Here is a 17,472-nt window from a genome sequence, read left to right as displayed (position 1 = left end):
TCCGCCATGATCTCGAAAATCTTCATCGATCGCCCGATTTTCGCCTGGGTGATCGCGATCATCATCATGCTGTTCGGCATCGGCGCGATCGTGTCGCTGCCGATCGAGCAATATCCCGACATCGCGCCGCCATCGGTGAACATCCGCGCCAGCTATCCGGGCGCCAATGCCGAGACGGTGGAATCCAGCGTCACCCAGATCATCGAGCAGCAGCTCACCGGCATTGACGGGCTGCTCTACTTCACCTCGAGCTCGAGTTCCTCGGGCTCGGTAGGCATCACCTGCACGTTCGAAAAGGGCGTCGATCCGGACATCGCCCAGGTGCAGGTGCAGAACAAGGTCCAGCAGGCCCTGTCCCGCCTGCCGCAGCAGGTGCAGCAGCGCGGCCTCACCGTCACCAAGTCCAACCCGGACTTCCTGATGGTGATCGCGATCTATGACGAGACCGATCGCATGGCGAGCGGCGACGTCAGCGATTTCCTCGCCACCAATCTGCAGGACGCCATCGGCCGCCTCGAGGGCGTCGGCGACGTCAACGTGTTCGGCTCGTCCTACGCGATGCGGATCTGGCTCGATCCCTTCAAGCTCGCCTCGTACAGCCTGATCCCGGACGATGTCCGCCAGGCCATCCAGGCGCAGAACACCCAGGTCGCGGCCGGTTCGCTCGGCGATCTTCCGGCCGTCCCGGGGCAGAGCCTGACCGCGATCGTCACGGCGCGCTCGCGTCTCAGCACGCCGGACCAGTTCCGGCAGATCATCGTCAAGACCCAGTCCGACGGCTCCAAGGTACTGCTGAAGGACATTGCGCGGGTTGAACTGGCGCCGGAAAATGCCGGCACGGTGAGCCGCCTCAACGGCCATCCCGGCACCGGCATCGCCATCAACCTCGCGCCCAACGCCGACGCGATGCGCACCGCCGAGCTTGTCCGCTCGTTCATCGTCGAGCGCGCCAAGGGTTTCCCGCCGGGCCTCAAATACGCCTTTCCGCAGGACACGACCGCTTTCATCAAGCTGTCGATCGAAGAGGTGGTGAAGACGCTGTTCGAGGCGATCATCCTCGTCGTCATCGTCATGTTCGTGTTCCTGCAGAGCTGGCGGGCGACGTTGATCCCGGCGATCGCGGTGCCGGTGGTGCTGCTCGGCACGTTCGGCGTGCTGGCGATCTTCGGTTATTCGATCAACACTCTCACCTTGTTCGGCATGGTGCTGGCAATCGGCCTGCTCGTCGACGACGCGATCGTCGTCGTCGAGAATGTCGAGCGCGTGATGGAGGAAGAGCCCGACATCACCCCGCGCGAGGCGACCATCAAGTCGATGGAAGAGATCAACATCGCGCTGATCGCCATTGCGCTGGTGTTGTCGGCGGTGTTCCTGCCGATGGCCTTTTTCGGCGGCTCGACCGGCGTCATCTATCGCCAGTTCTCGATCACCATCGTCTCCTCGATGGTGCTGTCGGTGCTCGTCGCGCTGATCCTGTCGCCGGCGCTGGCCGCCTCCATGCTGAAGCGTCGCGAGCATGGCCATGCGGATGAGAATCCGATGGTCCGCTACCTCCATCGCTATGGCGACAAGTTCAACAACTGGTTCAACCGCACCGCCGATCGTTACACGGAAACGGTGCGCAAGGTGATCACGCGCGGCGGGCTGGCAATGCTGGTCTATGGCCTGCTCGTGGTCGCGCTTGCGGTGGTGTTCCTGCGCCTGCCGACCAGCTTCCTGCCGGTCGAGGATCAGGGCACCGCCCAGATCAACTATACGCTGCCGCCCGGCGCCACCCAGCCGCGCACGCTGCAGGCGGTCTACACCATCGAGAAGTGGTTCCAGAAGAACGAGCCGAAGAACGTCCCGATCATCTTCGCGATCACCGGCACGGGCGCGGGCGGCAACGGCCAGAATACCGGTCGCGGCTTCATCGCCTTCCAGCCGTGGGACGAGCGGCCCGGCTTCGCCAATTCGGTGCAGGGGATCACGCAGCGCGCCAACCGCGCGCTCAGCCGGCAGATGCGCGACGTGCGCTTCTTCGCGCTGAACCCGGCGCCGGTGCGCGGCCTCGGCCAGTCCTCCGGCTTCTCCATGGAGCTGCTCAACACCGGCGGCTTGTCGCGTGCCGAGTTCAAGGCGCGTCGTGACGCGCTGATCGCGGCGGCGGAGAATGATCCGGCGCTCGCCAATGTCCGCTTCCAGGGCCTGGACGACAGCCCGACGCTGGAAGTGGTCGAGGATCAGGAGAAGATCGGCGCTCTCGGCCTGTCGCAGACGCAGGTGGATTCCACCCTGTCCGCGGCCTGGGGCGGCAACTACGTCAATGACTTCGTCGATCGCGGCCGGGTGAAGCGCGTCTATATCCAGGGCGACGCGCCCTATCGCAGCCGCCCGGAAGACCTCGGCAACTGGTATGTCCGTTCGTCCAATGGGCAGATGGCGCCGTTCTCGGCCTTCGCCACCACCAAATGGGGTGTCGCCGCCTCGAACCTCAACCGTTTCAACGGCGTCGCCAACTATTCCATCCAGGGCCAGGCGCCGGAAGGCCGCAGCTCGGGCGACGCGATGAAGCGCATCGCGGAGCTTGCCGCGGAACAGCCGGGTACCTCGATCGCCTGGTCGGGCCTGTCCTATCAGGAGCGCGCCGCCGGCAATCAGGCGCCGTTGCTCTATGCGCTGTCGATGCTGGTGGTGTTCCTGTGTCTCGCCGCGCTGTACGAAAGCTGGTCGATCCCCTTCTCGGTGATGATGGTGATCCCGCTCGGCCTGCTCGGCGCGGCGGTGGCGGTGGCGCTGCGCGGCATCGAGAACGACGTGTATTTCCAGGTCGGCCTGCTCACCACCATGGGCCTGTCCGCCAAGAATGCGATCCTCATCGTCGAATTCGCCGAACAGGCGGAGAAGCGCGGCAGCACGCCGCTCGAGGCTGCGCTGGAGGCGGCGCGGCTGCGCCTGCGTCCGATCCTGATGACCAGCTTCGCCTTCATCTTCGGCGTGCTGCCGCTCGCGGTTTCGACCGGCGCCGGCGCCAAGAGCCGTGTCGCCATCGGCACGTCGGTGCTCGGCGGCATGATCACGGCGACGGCGCTCGCGATCTTCTTCGTCCCCCTGTTCTTCGTGCTGGTCCGCCGCTGGTTCGGCAGCAAGCATGGCAGTGACCGGAGCAACCCGCCCCATGGCGCGGCCGCGGTGCGCGAGGTGCCGGCCGAATGAAAAATGCCGTTTCGCTGATTGCGCTGGCGGCGTTGCTGCCGGCCTGCACCATGGAGCCGCATTATGCGCGGCCCGCCCCCGCGGTGCCTCAGGGCTGGCCGGCCGGGTCGCCCGTGCTGCAGCAGGATGAGGCGAGCCTGCCGGTCGTCCGCTACGTCGACGTGTTTCGCGACCCTGCGCTGCAACGGATCATCGCGCAGGCACTGGCCAACAACCAGGATCTCAAGGCGGCGATGGCGAATGTCGCGATCGCGCGGGGGCAATATCGCGTTCAGCGCGCCAATATATTCCCGCAGATCGACGTCAGCGCCGGCGCCACCACCCGCGATGTCGGTGGGGCGGGCAGCGGCACTTCGGCGCGCAATGCCGGCACCCAGACCAACTATACGGCCCAGGTCGGCGACACCTCCTTCGTACTCGACCTGTTCGGCCGGCTGCGCAGCCTGTCGGCGGCCGCGCTCGACAGCTATTTCGCCACCGAGGCCGGGGTTCGTTCGGCGCGGCTGGCGCTCGTCTCCGACGTCGCCAGCGCCTATCTGGCGCTGGCCACCGATCGCAGTCTGCTCGCCATCGCGGCGGACACCGTCGACAATGCCGGCCAGTCGCTGAGGATCACTCGCGCCCGTCTCAACGGCGGCGTCGCGCCGCGCACCGACGTGCGACAGGCGGAAACGGTGCTCGCCCAGGCCGAGGCCGATCGCCAGAACCTCATCGCGCAGGTGGTGCAGGATCGCAACGCGCTGGAGCTGCTGGTCGGCGCGCCCGTCTCGGACGCCGATCTGCCGGTGTCGATCGAGGCGGTGGACACGCAGATCGCCGCCGTTCCCGCCGGGCTCGATTCGCGCATCCTGCTGCGCCGGCCGGACGTGCTGCAGGCCGAATATGCGCTGCGTGCCAGCAATGCCCAGATCGGCGCGGCGCGCGCTGCCTTTTTTCCGACGATCAGCCTGACGGCGGTGGCCGGGTTTGCCAGCACTTCGCTGTCCTCGCTGTTCAACAGCGGCAATTTCACCTGGTCCGCCGGCCCGTCCGCCAGCCTGCCGATCTTCGACGCCGGGGCGCGTCGCGGCGATCTGGAGGCGGCACGGGGCCGCTTCAATCTTGCCCTCGCCCAATATCAGCGGACGATCCAGACCGCCTTCCGCGAAGTCGCCGACGCGCTTGCCCGCCGTTCGACCATCGACGCCGAGTTCGCCGCGCAGGAGCGGCTGGAAGCCGCCGCGCGTGATACGCTGACGCTGAGCGAGGCGCGCTATCGCCAGGGCATCGATCCGTTCCTCGACACGCTGGTTGCGCAACGCACGCTCTACTCGGCGCGCCGCTCTTTGGTCGCGGCGCGGCTGTCGCGGGCGACGAGCCTCGTCGATCTCTACACCAGCCTCGGCGGCGACGAGCTGTCCGACATCACGCCGCGTTCGGCGGGGACGTCCGGCGGCGCAAGGGCTGCGGGCGCCCCCTAGCGAGCGTCCGCCACAGCCATTCCAGCGGGCCGTAGCGGAAATGGTCGAGCCACGGCTTCGACCAGAGCAGCATCACCGCCCACGCCCCCACCACCACCAGATAGAGCGCGGTGCGATCCAGCCGCCCGAACAGGCCGAATCCCCAGCCGTAGAAAAGCGCCGTCATCGCGAGGCTGGTGCCGAGATAGTTGCTGAAGGCGACGCGCCCGGCCGCGATGACGCGGTCGCGCAAGCCACTTCGCCCGGCCGTCAGCCATAGCACGCCAAGCGCCGCATGGCCGATCGCCACCAACGGGCGGAACGGCAGGCCGCCGGCCATGCTCGCCCCGAACACGGTGAGCGAATCATAGCGGGAGCGCAGGCAGAGCAGCAGCAGCAGGCCGGTCCCGGCGAGGCCGATGCCGTAGCCCCACGCGGCCGCCCGCCAATAGGCCCGGCGTGGCCATTGCCCGGTGAGGAAGCCGCTCCGCAGCGCCGCCATGCCGAGCAGCATCAGCCCCAGCGTCTCGGCCCCGCCGGCATAGAGGAGGTAGAGGGGGAGCAGCGCCTTTTCCCCGGTCAGCGCCGCGACGATGCCGGACCATGGCCCGCGATAGAGCGCGATCTCGGCGGCGAGCCGATCGGGCGTGGAGAGGCCGAGCTCGGCGCGCGTATCCAGCCAGCCCTTCACCGCGCTCGCCGCCGCGCCGGGGGTCGTCCCCGCCACCTCGATCTGGCGCAGGCTGAGGTAGAGCATGGCGGCGATCAGCGCCTCGATCACGAAGCACAATATCGCTCCGCGCAGCAGCGCGGGCCCCGTCTGGCCGCGAAAGGCGAAGGCAAGGCAGCCCACCAGCGCATAGTGCAGCAGGATATCGCCCCACCAGATCAGGTAGAGATGCGCCGCCCCGAACAGTGCCAGCGTCAGCATCCGCCGGTAATGCACGCCCGGCGCGCTCCCGCCAGCGGTCTCGGCACGCTCCGCGACGAGCAGCAGCGAAGCGCCGAACAGCATCGAGAACAGAGCCCGCATCTTGCCGTCGACCAGCAGGAACATCACCGCCCACAGGGCATAATCGAGCGGGCCGCTCGAGCCATAGGCTGCGGGGTTGTAATAGGCCCCTTCCGGCAGCGCGAAGCCGGCGATGTTCATCAGCAGGATGCCCATCACGGCCATCCCGCGCACCCCGTCGAGGGTGGCGATACGGCCGGTGGGAAGGGCTGGTCTGTCGGGCATCAGGGCATCAGCGATCGAAGCGGTGAGGGGCGGGCGCTCAGGCGCCGGCCGCCGCCATCCACCGGGGGCGCCGCCACACGCCGCCGTACAGGTCGGCCCCCGCCAGCGTCGGCGCCCCAACCGCCGGCCCGGCAATGGCGATGGCGGCGAGGCCGGGCGCCAGGGAGCCGCGCAGGGCGCTCGCCGCGACGGGGCGGCAGGCGCACGCCGCGGAGATCGCGGCAATCAGGGACGATGTCATGCCGCAACCGCTCCGCTACAGGGCCGCCCAGCACACGGCGACGGCATGGCTAACATCCGCGGGCCGAGCGGTCGAGCGCCGTTGCCCTGCGCCTCAGGCCAGCGCCGCGTCCGCGCCCATCAACACGGGGAAGAACGCCTCGTGCGCCGTGCGCAGGTCGGCGAGCGCTACGCCCGCCACCGTGTCGCCGCCGACCGTGCCGATGCGTCGTGCGCCGGGCACGACCGCATTCGCCGCAGTGGTGACGAGGTAGCAGCCCTGATCCTCGCCGAACGCGGTGGCGGCGTCGAGCGCGATGTCGAGCACGACGCCGCGATTTCCCGCCAGCGCCATCTCCGCCAGCGCCACGATCAGCCCGCCGTCGGACAGATCATGCACCGCGGTCGCCACGCCGTCGGCGATGAGCGTGCGGACCTGCTCGCCGATGGCGCGTTCGGCGGCGAGATCGACCGGCGGCGGCGGGCCGTCCTCGCGGCCGAGCAGTTCGCGCAGCCACAGCGACTGGCCGAGATGGCCGTCATGCCGGCCGAGCAGCCAGATCGTATCGCCATCGGCCTTGAGCGCGATCGTCGCCGATTTCGACCAGTCGGCGAGCAGGCCGACGCCACCGATCGCGGGCGTCGGCAGGATCGCCGAGCCCGAGCCGTCGTCATTCTTCGTCTCGTTGTAGAGCGAGACATTGCCCGACACGATCGGGAAGTCGAGCGCGCGGCACGCCTCGCCCATCCCTTTGATGCAGCCGACGAACTGGCCCATGATCTCCGGCCGCTGCGGGTTGCCGAAGTTCATGCAATCGGTGGTCGCCAGCGGCAGGGCGCCGACGGCCGACAGGTTGCGATAGGCCTCGGCGATCGCCTGCTTGCCGCCTTCATAGGGGTCGGCGAAGCAATAGCGCGGCGTACAGTCGGTGGTGATCGCCAGCCCCTTCTGCGTGCCGTGGACGCGCACCACGGCCGCGTCGCCGCCGGGACGCTGCACGGTGTCGGCCCCGACCATGTGATCATATTGCTCCCAGATCCAGCGGCGCGAGGCGAGGTCCGGCGAGCCCATCAGCCGGAGCAGGTCCGCGCCGATATCGGCCGAAGCCGGCACGTCGCCGAGCGGCGCCTGCTTCGGCGTTTCCACCCACGGCCGATCATAAAGCGGAGCATCGTCGGCGAGCGGCCCGAGCGGAATGTCGCACACCGTCTCGCCCTGATGGACGAGCACCATGCGGCCGGTGTCGGTGACCTCCCCGATCACGGCGAAATCCAGCTCCCATTTGCGGAAGATCGCCTCGGCCTCGGCCTCGCGGCCGGGCTTCAGCACCATCAGCATGCGCTCCTGCGATTCGGAGAGCATCATCTCGTAGGCGGTCATGCCCGCCTCGCGCTGGGGCACCTTGTCCATGTCGAGCCGGATGCCGACGCCACCCTTCGACGCCATCTCCACCGAGGAAGAGGTGAGGCCGGCGGCGCCCATGTCCTGGATGGCGACGATCGCGTCGGAGGCCATCAGCTCCAGGCAGGCCTCGATCAGCAATTTCTCGGTGAACGGGTCGCCGACCTGTACGGTCGGGCGCTTCTCCTCCGAATCCTCGGAGAAGTCGGCTGAGGCCATGGTCGCGCCGTGGATGCCGTCGCGGCCCGTCTTGGAGCCGACATAAACGATCGGGTTGCCGATGCCGGACGCCGCCGAATAGAAGATCTTCGCGGTCTCGGCGACACCCACGGTCATCGCGTTGACGAGGATGTTGCCGTCATAGGCGCGGTGGAAGTTCACCTCGCCGCCGACGGTCGGCACGCCCACGCAATTGCCATAGCCGCCAATGCCATGGACGACGCCGGCGATCAGGTGGCGCATCTTGGGATGATCCGGCCGGCCGAAGCGCAGCGCGTTCATGTTGGCCACCGGCCGCGCGCCCATCGTGAACACGTCGCGCAGGATGCCGCCGACGCCGGTGGCGGCGCCCTGATAGGGCTCGATGTAGCTCGGATGGTTGTGGCTCTCCATCTTGAAGATGGCGGCCTGGCCGTCGCCGATATCGATCACGCCGGCATTCTCGCCGGGGCCGCAGATGACCTGGGGGCCGGTGGTCGGCAGTGTCTTGAGGTGGAGGCGGCTCGACTTGTAGGAGCAATGCTCGGACCACATCACCGAGAAGATGCCGAGCTCCGTCAGATTGGGCTCGCGGCCGAGCGCGTTCAGCACGCGCGCATATTCCTCGGGGCTCAGGCCGTGCTCGGCAACGATTTCGGGCGTGATCTGGGTCATGGCCGAAGCCGGTAACCGGACAACGGCCTGATGTCAGCCCGAATTGCGCGTGTCACGGCAGGGGAGGATGCTGGGCGCCCCGATTCGTCTGAGGAGAGCGACATGGTTCAGCCGATTCCTGATGGCTATCACACGGTCACGCCCTATCTGATCATCAACGGCGCCGCCAAGGCGCTCGACTGGTATGTCGAGGCGTTCGGCGCCGAGGAGGTGATGCGGATGCCGATGGGCGACAAGATCGCCCACGCCGAGATGCGCATCGGCGATTCGCACATCATGATGACCGACGAATGGCCCGATCGCGACACCCTGTCGCCCACATCGCGCGGCGGCGGCACCGCGATGTTCATGCTCTATGTGCCGGATGTCGACCGCGCCTTCGCACGCGCCGTGGCCGCCGGGGCCACCGTCGTGCAGCCGGTGACCGACCAGTTCTACGGCGACCGATCCGGCATGATCGTCGACCCGTTCGGCCATCAGTGGAACATCGCCACCCATGTCGAGGACGTGTCGGAGGCCGAGCTTCAGCGGCGGCTGGCGGCGATGGGCGACGAATCGGCCGCGCAAAGAAAAAGGGCCGGCGCGGTATCCCCGCGCCGGCCCCGATATGGGTTGGATCGTCGGATCAGGCCTTGCAGCTCTGCTCCGCCTTGCCGGGGGCGGCATACTGGATGGTCGCGCCCGAGCCCTTGACGGTATAGCCGTCGGCGGTCAGCGGCTGGCCGGCCTCATCGGCCTTGAGCGTGATCGGCGTCGCATCCTTCTTGCCCGGATGGATGATCGCCTGCTTGTCGCCCGCGAAGAAGTCGACGAAAACCAGGCTGTTGTCCTTGCAACGGTAGGACTTGCTGGCCGTCATCGCCGGCGGCAGCTCGACCGGCTTCGCTGCGTTCAGCGCCGCCTTCATGTCGTCCGGCGCCTCATCGGCGGTGATCGTTTCAGGCTGGCCGCAAGCGGACAGGAGGAGGACGGCCGCGATTGACGCGGAGCGGAAAAGGGCGCGGTTCTGCATAGGGCCCCGTTTTTCTGCGATTAGTTGGCCACAGGTCAAGCAACTTTGTGCATTGCAACCCATGTCCGTCGGCATTTTTTGCGATGAACGGTTCGTCGTGGCTTCTCATCTGATGCGCGCCACGCCGGATTGTCCAGCTTCGGGACATTTCGCTCAATCGGGCCCGGCAAGATTCGGTTCGCGCCTTGAAAGGCCAAGCCGCTTGGCCTCAGCGGCGGCGAGGGCTAGGCAATGGACATGACCGTACCCCTTGCGCCCCACGCCCTCGCGCTCATCGGCAACACGCCTCTCGTTCGTCTCAGCGGACCGAGCGAGGCGACCGGCTGCGAGATTCTCGCCAAGTGCGAGTTCATGAACCCCGGCGGCTCGGTGAAGGACCGCGCGGCGCTCTACATCGTCCAGGATGCCGAGGCGAAGGGGCATCTCTCTCCCGGCGGCACGATCGTCGAGGGCACCGCCGGCAATACCGGCATCGGCCTCGCGCTCGTCGGCCAGGCCAAGGGCTACAAGGTCGTCATCGTCATCCCCGAGACACAGAGCCAGGAAAAGAAGGACACGCTGCGCGCGCTGGGCGCCGAGCTGATCGAGGTCGCGCCGACCAGCTATTCGAATCCGGCCCATTATGTTCACACCTCGCGCCGCATCGCCGAGGAGACGCCGAACGCGCTGTGGTCCAACCAGTTCGACAATATCGCCAACCGCCTCGCCCATATCCGCACCACCGCGCCGGAAATCTGGGCGCAGACGGAAGGCCGGATCGACGGTTTCACCTGCGCGGTGGGCACCGGCGGCACGCTGGCCGGCACGGGGCTCGGCCTCAAGGAATATCGCGACGACATCACCATCGCGCTCACCGATCCGCACGGCGCCGCGCTCTACGAATATTACGCCCATGGCGAGCTCAAGGCCGAGGGCTCGTCGGTGGCCGAGGGCATCGGCCAGAGCCGCATCACCGCCAATCTCGAAAGCGCCCCGATCGACACCCAATATCGCATCTCGGACGAGGAGGGCTTGGCCCAGGTCCACGCCCTGCTGCGCGAGGGACTGTGCGTCGGCCTGTCATCCGGCATCAACGTCGCCGGCGCGATGGCGCTGGCCCGCGATATGGGGCCGGGCCATCGCATCGTGACGATGCTGTGCGATTCCGGGATGCGCTATCTCTCCACCCTCTCCAACCCGGCCTGGCTGCGCGCCAAGGGGCTGGAGGTGCCGCCCTGGCTGGAGGGTCGATAGGCCGGTCCTCGCCCGCGCCGTGGCGCCGCGGCGGCTCCGCGGCCGTTCTTCATCCAAGCCGTTCGGCGTGCCAGGCGAGCTGATCGGCCATGAAGGTCGACACGAAATAATAGCTGTGGTCGTAGCCCGGCTGCATGCGCAGCGTCAGCGGCTGGCCGGCCGAGGCGCACACCGTCTCCAGCAGCTCGGGCCGCAGCTGTTCACGCAGGAACTGGTCGGCCTCGCCCTGATCCACCAATAGCGCGGGCAGGCGCGCCCCGTCCTCGATCAGCGCCAGAGCGTCGTGCCGCCGCCACGCCGCCTTGTCCTCGCCCAGATATCGGCCCAGCGCCTTGCGACCCCATGGCACCAGCGCCGGCGCGACGATCGGCGCGAAGGCGGAGATCGCGCGATACCGCTCGGGAAAGCTCAGGCCGATGGTCAGCGCGCCATGGCCGCCCATCGAATGGCCCATGATCGACTGGCGGGCCATGTCCGCCGGGAAATGCGCGGCGACCAGCGCAGGCAGCTCCGCGGTGACATAGCTCCACATCCGGTAGTTGGCGGCCCACGGCGCTTCGGTGGCGTCCACGTAGAAGCCGGCGCCGAGCCCGAAATCATAGGCGCCCTCCGCATCGTCGGGCACGCCCTCGCCCCGCGGCGAGGTATCGGGCGCGACGAGGATCAGGCCGAGTTCCGCGCAGGCGCGCCGATACTCGCCCTTCTCCATGACATTGGCATGCGTGCAGGTGAGGCCGGAGAGATACCAGACCACCGGCAGCCTCGCGCCCTCCGCGTGCGGCGGCACGAAGACGGCAAAGCTCATGTCGGTCCGCGTCTCGGTCGAGGCGTGGCGGTACACACCCTGTGTGCCGCCATGAGCGCGATAGGTGGCGACGGTCTCCATAGGGATTCTCCTTGGCCCGAAAGGAATTTGCCTCAGCGAAAAATGACGGTGCGCTGGCCGTTCAGGAACACCCGTCGTTCCGCCACCCAGCGCACCGCGCGCGCCAGCACCTGCGCCTCGATATCGCGACCGGTGCGGGCGAGTTCGGCGGCGGTGGCGCGATGGTCCACCCGCTCCACCGCCTGCTCGATGATCGGTCCCTCGTCCAGCTCGGCGGTGACGAAATGGGCGGTGGCGCCGATCAGCTTGACGCCGCGATCATGGGCGCGGGCATAGGGGTTGGCGCCCTTGAAGCCGGGCAGGAAGCTGTGGTGGATGTTGATGCAGCGCCCCGCCAGCTGTCCGGCGAAACCGTCCGACAGCACCTGCATGTAGCGGGCCAGCACGAGATAGTCGGCGCGCGCTTCCTCGAACAACGCCAGCATCGCCGCCTCCTGCGCCGGCCTTGTGTCGGCGCCGACCGGCAGGTGATGCCAGGGCAGGCCATGCCAGCGGACCAGCTCGGCGAGGTCGGGATGGTTGGAGACGACGCCGGCAATGTCGATCGGCAGCGTACCGGAGCGCCAGCGGTAGAGCAGGTCGTTCAGGCAATGCGATCCCCTCGACACCGCGATCAGGATGCGCGGCCGCGCCTCGGCGGAGGCCAGGCCCCAGTCCAGCTCCAGCGCGTCCGCCACGGGCGCCAGCGCGGCATGCAGGCCGTCGGCATCCGGGAAGCGCGGCCCGCCTGCGCGGAAGACGACCCGCATGAAGAAGCGGTTGGTCTCCAGATCGGCATATTGCTGGCTGTCGAGAATGAAGCCGTCCAGCCCGGCCAGGGCGCCCGCGACGCGCGCCACGATGCCCACCTGGTCGGCGCAGGTGAGGGTGAGGATGAAGGCACCGGCCTGTTCCATCAGCATGCCGCGGCGGCCATCAATAGACCACCACCGAACGGATGCTCTCGCCGCGGTGCATCAGGTCGAAGCCGTCATTGATCTGGTCGAGGGTGAGGATGTGGGTGATCATCGGATCGATGGCGATCTTGCCGTCCATGTACCAGTCGACGATTTTCGGTACGTCCGTCCGGCCCTTGGCGCCGCCGAACGCCGAGCCTTTCCACACGCGGCCGGTGACAAGCTGGAAGGGGCGGGTGGCAATCTCCTTGCCGGCCTCGGCCACGCCGATGATGATGCTCTCGCCCCAGCCGCGATGGCACGCCTCCAGCGCGGTGCGCATCACGTCGGTGTTGCCGGTGCAGTCGAAACTATAGTCCGCCCCGCCGTCGGTCAGCGCGACGAGATGCGCGACGAGATCGCCCTCAACCTTCGCCGGATTGACGAAATGGGTCATGCCGAAGCGGCGGCCCCATTCCGCCTTGGCGTCATTGAGGTCGACGCCGATGATCCGATCCGCGCCGACCAGCTTCAGGCCCTGAATGACATTGAGGCCGATGCCGCCGAGCCCGAACACGATGCAATTGGCCCCCGGCTCGACCTTGGCGGTCTTGACCACCGCGCCGACGCCGGTGGTGACGCCGCAGCCGATATAGCAGCTGGTCTGGAACGGCGCGTCCTCGCGGATCTTCGCGACCGCGATCTCCGGCAGCACCGTGAAATTGGAGAAGGTCGAGCAGCCCATATAATGGAAGATCGGCTGGCCCTTGTAGCTGAAGCGGGTGGTGCCGTCGGGCATCACGCCCTTGCCCTGCGTGGCGCGGATCGCGGTGCACAGGTTGGTCTTGCCCGACAGGCAGCTTTTGCACTGGCGGCATTCCGGCGTGTAGAGCGGGATGACGTGATCGCCGGGCTTCACGCTGGTCACGCCCGCGCCCACCTCGCGCACCACGCCGGCCCCTTCATGGCCGAGGATCGAGGGAAACAGGCCCTCCGAATCCAGCCCGTCCAGCGTATAGGCGTCGGTGTGGCAGATGCCGGTGGCCATGATCTCGACCAGCACTTCGCCGGCCTTCGGACCTTCCAGGTCCAGCTCGACGATTTCCAGCGGCTTCCTGGCCTCGAACGCGACGGCGGCGCGGGTCTTCATGGGGGCTTCCTCCTCGATGGGCGCTTGGCACCCCTTACGGTTTCATCCACTTATGGGGAAGCGGTGGACCCGTGGCTTGTGTCGGGCGGTTATTTGCCGTTCATGTCGCCTGCGGCAGAAGCCGGGCCAGCTTGAAAGGAAAGGGTGTCGATGCGCGTTCTGATCGTCGAGGACGAGCCCAATCTCGGCCGCCAGCTCCGCGCCACGCTGGAGGGGGCGGGCTATGCGATCGACCTCGCCACCGATGGCGAGGACGGCCATTATCTCGGCTCGACCGAGGCCTATGACGCGGTGGTGCTGGATCTCGGCCTGCCGGAGGTGGACGGGCTGACGGTGCTCGATCGCTGGCGCAAGGAAGGCCGCACCATGCCGGTGCTGGTGCTGACCGCGCGCGACAGCTGGTCGGACAAGGTGGCCGGCCTCGATGCCGGCGCCGACGATTATCTCGCCAAGCCGTTCCAGACCGAGGAGCTGATCGCGCGACTGCGCGCGCTGATCCGCCGCGCCGCCGGCAACGCCTCGTCCGAGCTGACGGCGGGCGATGTCCGCCTCGACACCCGCTCCGGCAAGGTGACGCTGGCGGGCGAGCCGGTGAAGCTTACCGCGCAGGAGTACAAGCTGCTCTCCTACCTGCTTCATCACAAGGGCAAGGTGGTCAGCCGCACGGAGCTGATCGAGCATATCTACGATCAGGATTTCGATCGCGACTCGAACACCATCGAGGTGTTTGTGACGCGCATCCGCAAGAAGCTCGGCCAGGACGTGATCACCACCATCCGCGGCCTCGGCTATTCGCTGGAGGACCCCGACGCCTGAGCCGGCCATGATGGGTAAGGCGCAACCCGGGCCGGACGACGACCGGCCCGATCGCTGGTGGTCGGCGCCGGTCGCCATGGCCCGTCGCATCCTGCGCCGCCGGCGTCGGCGGGGGTCGGGCTCGCTCACCCGGCGTATGCTCGGCATCTCGGCGATCTGGATCCTCGTGCTGCTGGTCGGCGGCGGGGTCGCGCTCGACCGGGTGCTGACCAGCGCCATCACCCGCAATTTCGACAGCGCGCTCGATTATGTGCTGACGGCGATGATCGCCTCTTCGGAGATCGGCCCGGACGGGGAGGTGCGCTTCAACCGCCCGCTCGCCGACCAGCGGTTTCTGGAGCCCTATTCCGGGCTCTATTACCAGATCAGCGGCCGCGGCTACGAGCCGTTCCGGTCGCGCTCGCTCTGGGATCGCGCGCTGGAGGTCGGTCCGAACCATAGCGATATGGAGGTCCACACCTTCGACAGCCGCGAATTCTCGCAGGAGCCGCTGCGCGTGCTGGAGCGCGACGTGATGCTGCCGGGGTCGCCCGTGGTCTGGCGCTTCCAGGTCGCGCAGGGCCGCACCATCCTCGACGAGCAGATCGCCGTGCTTCGCCGCACGCTGGTCCGCTCCTTCGCGCTGCTCGGGCTCGGCCTGATCTTCATGTCGGTGCTGCAGCTGACCTACGGGCTGTGGCCGCTCAGGCGGGTGCGCATCGCCATCGCACGCATCCGCAGCGGCCGCGCCGCGCGTCTCGACGAGACGTTTCCGCAGGAGATCACGCCCCTCGTCGAGGAGCTCAACGCGCTCCTCGCCCATAACGAGACCCAGGCCGAGGAGGCGCGCCGCCACGCCGGCAATCTCGCCCATGCGCTCAAGACGCCGCTGACCGTGATCATGAACGAGGCCACCGCCAATTCGGCCGACCTCAACACCACCGTCATCCGCGAGGCGACGACGATGCGGCGCCAGGTCGATCACCACCTTGCCCGCGCCCGCGCCGTCGGCAGGCGCGGCAGCGCGCAGAGCCGCGCCGAGGTATGGCCGTCGCTGGAGGCGGTGGAGCGCGCCGTCGCCCGCCTCTATCCCGACACGACGATCGACCTTGCCGGCGTCCGTCACGCCGTCGCGCATGTCGAGCGACAGGATCTCGACGAGATGCTCGGCAACCTCATCGAGAACGCCGCCAAATATGGCGGCAGCCGGGTGTTCGTCACCGTCTCCGAAGAGGCCGGCTTCGTGCAGTTCCTGATCGAGGATGACGGCGCCGGCATCCCCGAGGAGCAGCGCGGCACGCTGTTCAAGCGCGGTGCCCGGCTCGACACCGACAAGCCCGGCACCGGCCTCGGCCTCGCCATCGTGCGCGACGTCGCCGAAATCTATGGCGGCACCGTCGCGCTTGAGGAGAGCGAGGATCTCGGCGGCCTGCTCGTCCGCCTGCGCCTGCCGGCCGCGGAATAAGCCGTTCCGCGCCCGCCCGCCCGGCTCAGCCGGACAGCTTGGCCGCCGTCGTCGCCACGCGCCGGCCGAGGTAGCGGGCGGCGTCCAGCTCGTTGTCGGACGGCATGCGACTGCCGTCGCCGCCGGTGATGGTGGTGGCGCCATAGGGCGAGCCGCCATGCACCGCGTCCAGCGTCATCTGCGCGCCATAGCCATAATCGAGGCCGACCACGGTCATGCCGAAGTGCAGCATGTTGGTGATCAGCGAGAATAACGTCGTCTCCTGCCCGCCATGCTGGGTGGCGGTGGCGGTGAACGCCGCGCCGACCTTGCCGACCAGCGCGCCCGACGCCCACAGGCCGCCGGCCTGATCGAGGAACGCCGCCATCTGGGAGGTGATGCGGCCGAAGCGGGTGCCGGTGCCGAAGATGATCGCGTCATAATCGGCAAGTTCGTCGATCCTCGCCACCGGCGCCTGCTGATCGAGCTTGAAATGGGCGGCGCGGGCGACCTCCTCGGGCGCGGTCTCGGGCACGCGGCGGATGTCGACGGCGGCGCCAGCCTCGCGTGCGCCCTCGGCGACGGCGTTGGCCATGGTCTCGATATGGCCGTAGCTGGAATAATAAAGGACGAGGACGCGGCTCATGCGGGCAAACTCCGTTTGGGGAACGACAGCGTGTCGTCAGATAGGCCTTGCCGGCAGAGGCAGGAATGGAAATGATGGAAAACTATCATTTCCATTTTTAAGCAGATCGAGTGATGGCGCTGCCGGATTTCGAAGGCTGGGCGATCTTCGTGGCGGTGATCGAGGCGGGTTCCTTCGCCGGTGCCGCCGACGCCCTCGGCCTGTCGCGGGCGACCGTGTCCAAGGCGGTGGCGCGGCTGGAGGCCCGGCTCGGCACGACCCTGATCCACCGGACCTCGCGCCGCATCGCGCCGAGCGAGGCAGGGCGCGCCGCGCTTGCCCGCGCGCGCCGCATGCTGGACGAGGGCGAAGCCGCCGACGCCGAGGCGGCAGCCGGCTCGGCGAGCCCGCGCGGGCCGATCCGCCTCGCCGCGCCGATGAGCTTCGGCGTCGCCCATGTCGGGCCGCTGCTGCCCGCCTTCGCGGCGCGCTATCCGGAGGTGACGGTCGACCTGCATCTCTCGGACGCGCGAGTCGATCTCGTCGGCGGTGGCTTCGACCTGGCGATCCGCATCGCCGAACTCGCCGACTCGTCGCTGCGCGCGCGGCGGCTGTGCGCGGTGAAGCGGCCGCTCGTCGCCGCCCCCGCCTATCTCGACCGCCACGGCCGGCCCGGGCATCCGCGCGAGCTGGAGCGCCATCTCGGCCTGCTCTACACCAATCTGCCCCAACCCGACCTGTGGCGCTTCCGCCATCCGCGCCTCGGGGAGGCGGCGGTGCGGGTTCCCGGCCGGGCGCGGGCCAATAATGGCGAGGTGCTGCTGCCGCTGCTGCTCGCCGGCGAGGGCCTCGCCTATTTCCCCGACTTCCTGGTCTGGCGGGAACTCGCCGCCGGCCGGCTGGAGGAGGTGCTGCCGGAATGGCGGCTGCCGGACATCGCCGCCCATATCCTCATGCCGCCGGGTGCCGCCCGGCCGGCGCGGGTCGAGCTGCTCATCGACCATCTCGTCCGCGCGCTTGCGCGCCCGCCGTGGCGGGCGGCGGGAGCGGGCCCATAAATCCGGTCCACTTCGTCGCGCATTTCGGC

General features: G+C 68.3%; 15 protein-coding genes. 7 read left to right on the top strand and 8 right to left on the bottom strand.

What is annotated here, in order from left to right; genetic code table 11:
- Positions 1-6 precede the first annotated feature (6 nt).
- Together KOF26_RS12715 and KOF26_RS12710 are read left to right on the top strand one after the other, a co-directional pair.
- Entirely contained in the window at positions 7-3,195 is a 3,189-nt protein-coding gene (locus KOF26_RS12715; RefSeq protein WP_253201395.1) for an efflux RND transporter permease subunit, read from the top strand.
- Entirely contained in the window at positions 3,192-4,655 is a 1,464-nt protein-coding gene (locus KOF26_RS12710; RefSeq protein WP_216325421.1) for an efflux transporter outer membrane subunit, read from the top strand. The genes KOF26_RS12715 and KOF26_RS12710 overlap by 4 nt, the downstream gene beginning before the upstream one ends.
- Here the strand turns inward: KOF26_RS12710 and KOF26_RS12705 are convergent.
- The 3 genes from KOF26_RS12705 to purL all read right to left on the bottom strand — a co-directional run bounded on the left by KOF26_RS12705 (position 4,600) and on the right by purL (position 8,365).
- The gene (locus KOF26_RS12705; RefSeq protein ID WP_216325419.1) at positions 4,600-5,871 is read right to left on the bottom strand and encodes a DUF418 domain-containing protein; all 1,272 of its coding nucleotides are present in this window, start codon (positions 5,869-5,871) and stop codon (positions 4,600-4,602) included. The two genes, KOF26_RS12710 and KOF26_RS12705, sit on opposite strands and share 56 nt — an antisense overlap.
- Before the next feature lie 37 nt (positions 5,872-5,908).
- Positions 5,909-6,112 (bottom strand): hypothetical protein, encoded by a 204-nt coding sequence (locus KOF26_RS12700; protein WP_216325415.1) that lies wholly within the window; start codon positions 6,110-6,112, stop codon positions 5,909-5,911.
- Between the two features lie 93 nt (positions 6,113-6,205).
- Positions 6,206-8,365, bottom strand: a complete 2,160-nt coding sequence (gene purL / locus KOF26_RS12695; protein ID WP_216325412.1) for a phosphoribosylformylglycinamidine synthase subunit PurL — start codon at positions 8,363-8,365, stop codon at positions 6,206-6,208.
- A gap of 102 nt (positions 8,366-8,467) precedes the next feature.
- Between purL and KOF26_RS12690 the strand changes: the two genes are divergently transcribed.
- Positions 8,468-9,058 (top strand): VOC family protein, encoded by a 591-nt coding sequence (locus tag KOF26_RS12690; protein ID WP_216325409.1) that lies wholly within the window; start codon positions 8,468-8,470, stop codon positions 9,056-9,058.
- On the opposite strand, the gene KOF26_RS12685 is transcribed toward KOF26_RS12690, so the two are convergent.
- Positions 8,991-9,377, bottom strand: coding sequence for a hypothetical protein (locus KOF26_RS12685; RefSeq protein ID WP_216325405.1), 387 nt, complete (start codon positions 9,375-9,377; stop codon positions 8,991-8,993). The genes KOF26_RS12690 and KOF26_RS12685 overlap by 68 nt on opposite strands.
- Positions 9,378-9,614: 237 nt before the next feature.
- Between KOF26_RS12685 and KOF26_RS12680 the strand changes: the two genes are divergently transcribed.
- Positions 9,615-10,610, top strand: a complete 996-nt coding sequence (locus KOF26_RS12680) for a cysteine synthase A (protein ID WP_216325402.1) — start codon at positions 9,615-9,617, stop codon at positions 10,608-10,610.
- A gap of 49 nt (positions 10,611-10,659) precedes the next feature.
- On the opposite strand, the gene fghA is transcribed toward KOF26_RS12680, so the two are convergent.
- The 3 genes from fghA to KOF26_RS12665 are packed head-to-tail and all read right to left on the bottom strand — an operon-like array spanning position 10,660 to position 13,521.
- Positions 10,660-11,496: an S-formylglutathione hydrolase gene (gene fghA, locus KOF26_RS12675; protein ID WP_216325399.1), complete on the bottom strand. Its 837-nt coding sequence runs from the start codon at positions 11,494-11,496 to the stop codon at positions 10,660-10,662.
- Positions 11,497-11,528: 32 nt separating this feature from the next.
- Complete coding sequence (gene purU / locus KOF26_RS12670) at positions 11,529-12,398, bottom strand: formyltetrahydrofolate deformylase (RefSeq protein ID WP_216325396.1); 870 nt, start codon at positions 12,396-12,398, stop codon at positions 11,529-11,531.
- A gap of 13 nt (positions 12,399-12,411) precedes the next feature.
- Positions 12,412-13,521: an S-(hydroxymethyl)glutathione dehydrogenase/class III alcohol dehydrogenase gene (locus tag KOF26_RS12665; RefSeq protein WP_216325393.1), complete on the bottom strand. Its 1,110-nt coding sequence runs from the start codon at positions 13,519-13,521 to the stop codon at positions 12,412-12,414.
- 150 nt (positions 13,522-13,671) lie between these two features.
- Between KOF26_RS12665 and KOF26_RS12660 the strand changes: the two genes are divergently transcribed.
- On the top strand, positions 13,672-14,337 hold the full coding sequence (locus tag KOF26_RS12660; RefSeq protein ID WP_216325390.1) for a response regulator transcription factor: 666 nt from the start codon (positions 13,672-13,674) through the stop codon (positions 14,335-14,337).
- A gap of 76 nt (positions 14,338-14,413) precedes the next feature.
- Positions 14,414-15,781 carry a sensor histidine kinase gene (locus tag KOF26_RS12655; RefSeq protein WP_253201423.1) on the top strand — a complete coding sequence of 456 codons (1,368 nt, stop codon included), beginning with the start codon at positions 14,414-14,416 and terminating at the stop codon, positions 15,779-15,781.
- A 25-nt stretch (positions 15,782-15,806) separates the two neighbouring features.
- On the opposite strand, the gene wrbA is transcribed toward KOF26_RS12655, so the two are convergent.
- Entirely contained in the window at positions 15,807-16,406 is a 600-nt protein-coding gene (gene wrbA, locus KOF26_RS12650) for an NAD(P)H:quinone oxidoreductase (protein WP_216325387.1), read from the bottom strand.
- A gap of 113 nt (positions 16,407-16,519) precedes the next feature.
- On the opposite strand from wrbA, the gene KOF26_RS12645 reads away from it, so the two are divergent.
- Entirely contained in the window at positions 16,520-17,443 is a 924-nt protein-coding gene (locus KOF26_RS12645) for a LysR family transcriptional regulator (protein WP_216325384.1), read from the top strand.
- Positions 17,444-17,472 lie beyond the last annotated feature (29 nt).

Origin of the sequence: Sphingomonas quercus (genome assembly GCF_018863195.1) — a bacterium.
GTDB classification, from domain to species: domain Bacteria; phylum Pseudomonadota; class Alphaproteobacteria; order Sphingomonadales; family Sphingomonadaceae; genus Solisphingomonas; species Solisphingomonas quercus.
Note: the sequence above shows the minus strand (reverse complement) of the source record. Positions and strands in the feature narration are given on the sequence as shown.

What these genes read in the sequence shown, in the direction of transcription:
- KOF26_RS12715 (WP_253201395.1), top strand. Translation starts at nt 7, where the DNA reads ATGATCTCGAAAATCTTCATCGATCGCCCGATTTTCGCCTGGGTGATC.
- KOF26_RS12710 (WP_216325421.1), top strand. Translation starts at nt 3,192, where the DNA reads ATGAAAAATGCCGTTTCGCTGATTGCGCTGGCGGCGTTGCTGCCGGCC.
- KOF26_RS12705 (WP_216325419.1), bottom strand. Translation starts at nt 5,871, where the DNA reads ATGCCCGACAGACCAGCCCTTCCCACCGGCCGTATCGCCACCCTCGAC.
- KOF26_RS12700 (WP_216325415.1), bottom strand. Translation starts at nt 6,112, where the DNA reads ATGACATCGTCCCTGATTGCCGCGATCTCCGCGGCGTGCGCCTGCCGC.
- purL (WP_216325412.1), bottom strand. Translation starts at nt 8,365, where the DNA reads ATGACCCAGATCACGCCCGAAATCGTTGCCGAGCACGGCCTGAGCCCC.
- KOF26_RS12690 (WP_216325409.1), top strand. Translation starts at nt 8,468, where the DNA reads ATGGTTCAGCCGATTCCTGATGGCTATCACACGGTCACGCCCTATCTG.
- KOF26_RS12685 (WP_216325405.1), bottom strand. Translation starts at nt 9,377, where the DNA reads ATGCAGAACCGCGCCCTTTTCCGCTCCGCGTCAATCGCGGCCGTCCTC.
- KOF26_RS12680 (WP_216325402.1), top strand. Translation starts at nt 9,615, where the DNA reads ATGACCGTACCCCTTGCGCCCCACGCCCTCGCGCTCATCGGCAACACG.
- fghA (WP_216325399.1), bottom strand. Translation starts at nt 11,496, where the DNA reads ATGGAGACCGTCGCCACCTATCGCGCTCATGGCGGCACACAGGGTGTG.
- purU (WP_216325396.1), bottom strand. Translation starts at nt 12,398, where the DNA reads ATGCTGATGGAACAGGCCGGTGCCTTCATCCTCACCCTCACCTGCGCC.
- KOF26_RS12665 (WP_216325393.1), bottom strand. Translation starts at nt 13,521, where the DNA reads ATGAAGACCCGCGCCGCCGTCGCGTTCGAGGCCAGGAAGCCGCTGGAA.
- KOF26_RS12660 (WP_216325390.1), top strand. Translation starts at nt 13,672, where the DNA reads ATGCGCGTTCTGATCGTCGAGGACGAGCCCAATCTCGGCCGCCAGCTC.
- KOF26_RS12655 (WP_253201423.1), top strand. Translation starts at nt 14,414, where the DNA reads ATGGCCCGTCGCATCCTGCGCCGCCGGCGTCGGCGGGGGTCGGGCTCG.
- wrbA (WP_216325387.1), bottom strand. Translation starts at nt 16,406, where the DNA reads ATGAGCCGCGTCCTCGTCCTTTATTATTCCAGCTACGGCCATATCGAG.
- KOF26_RS12645 (WP_216325384.1), top strand. Translation starts at nt 16,520, where the DNA reads ATGGCGCTGCCGGATTTCGAAGGCTGGGCGATCTTCGTGGCGGTGATC.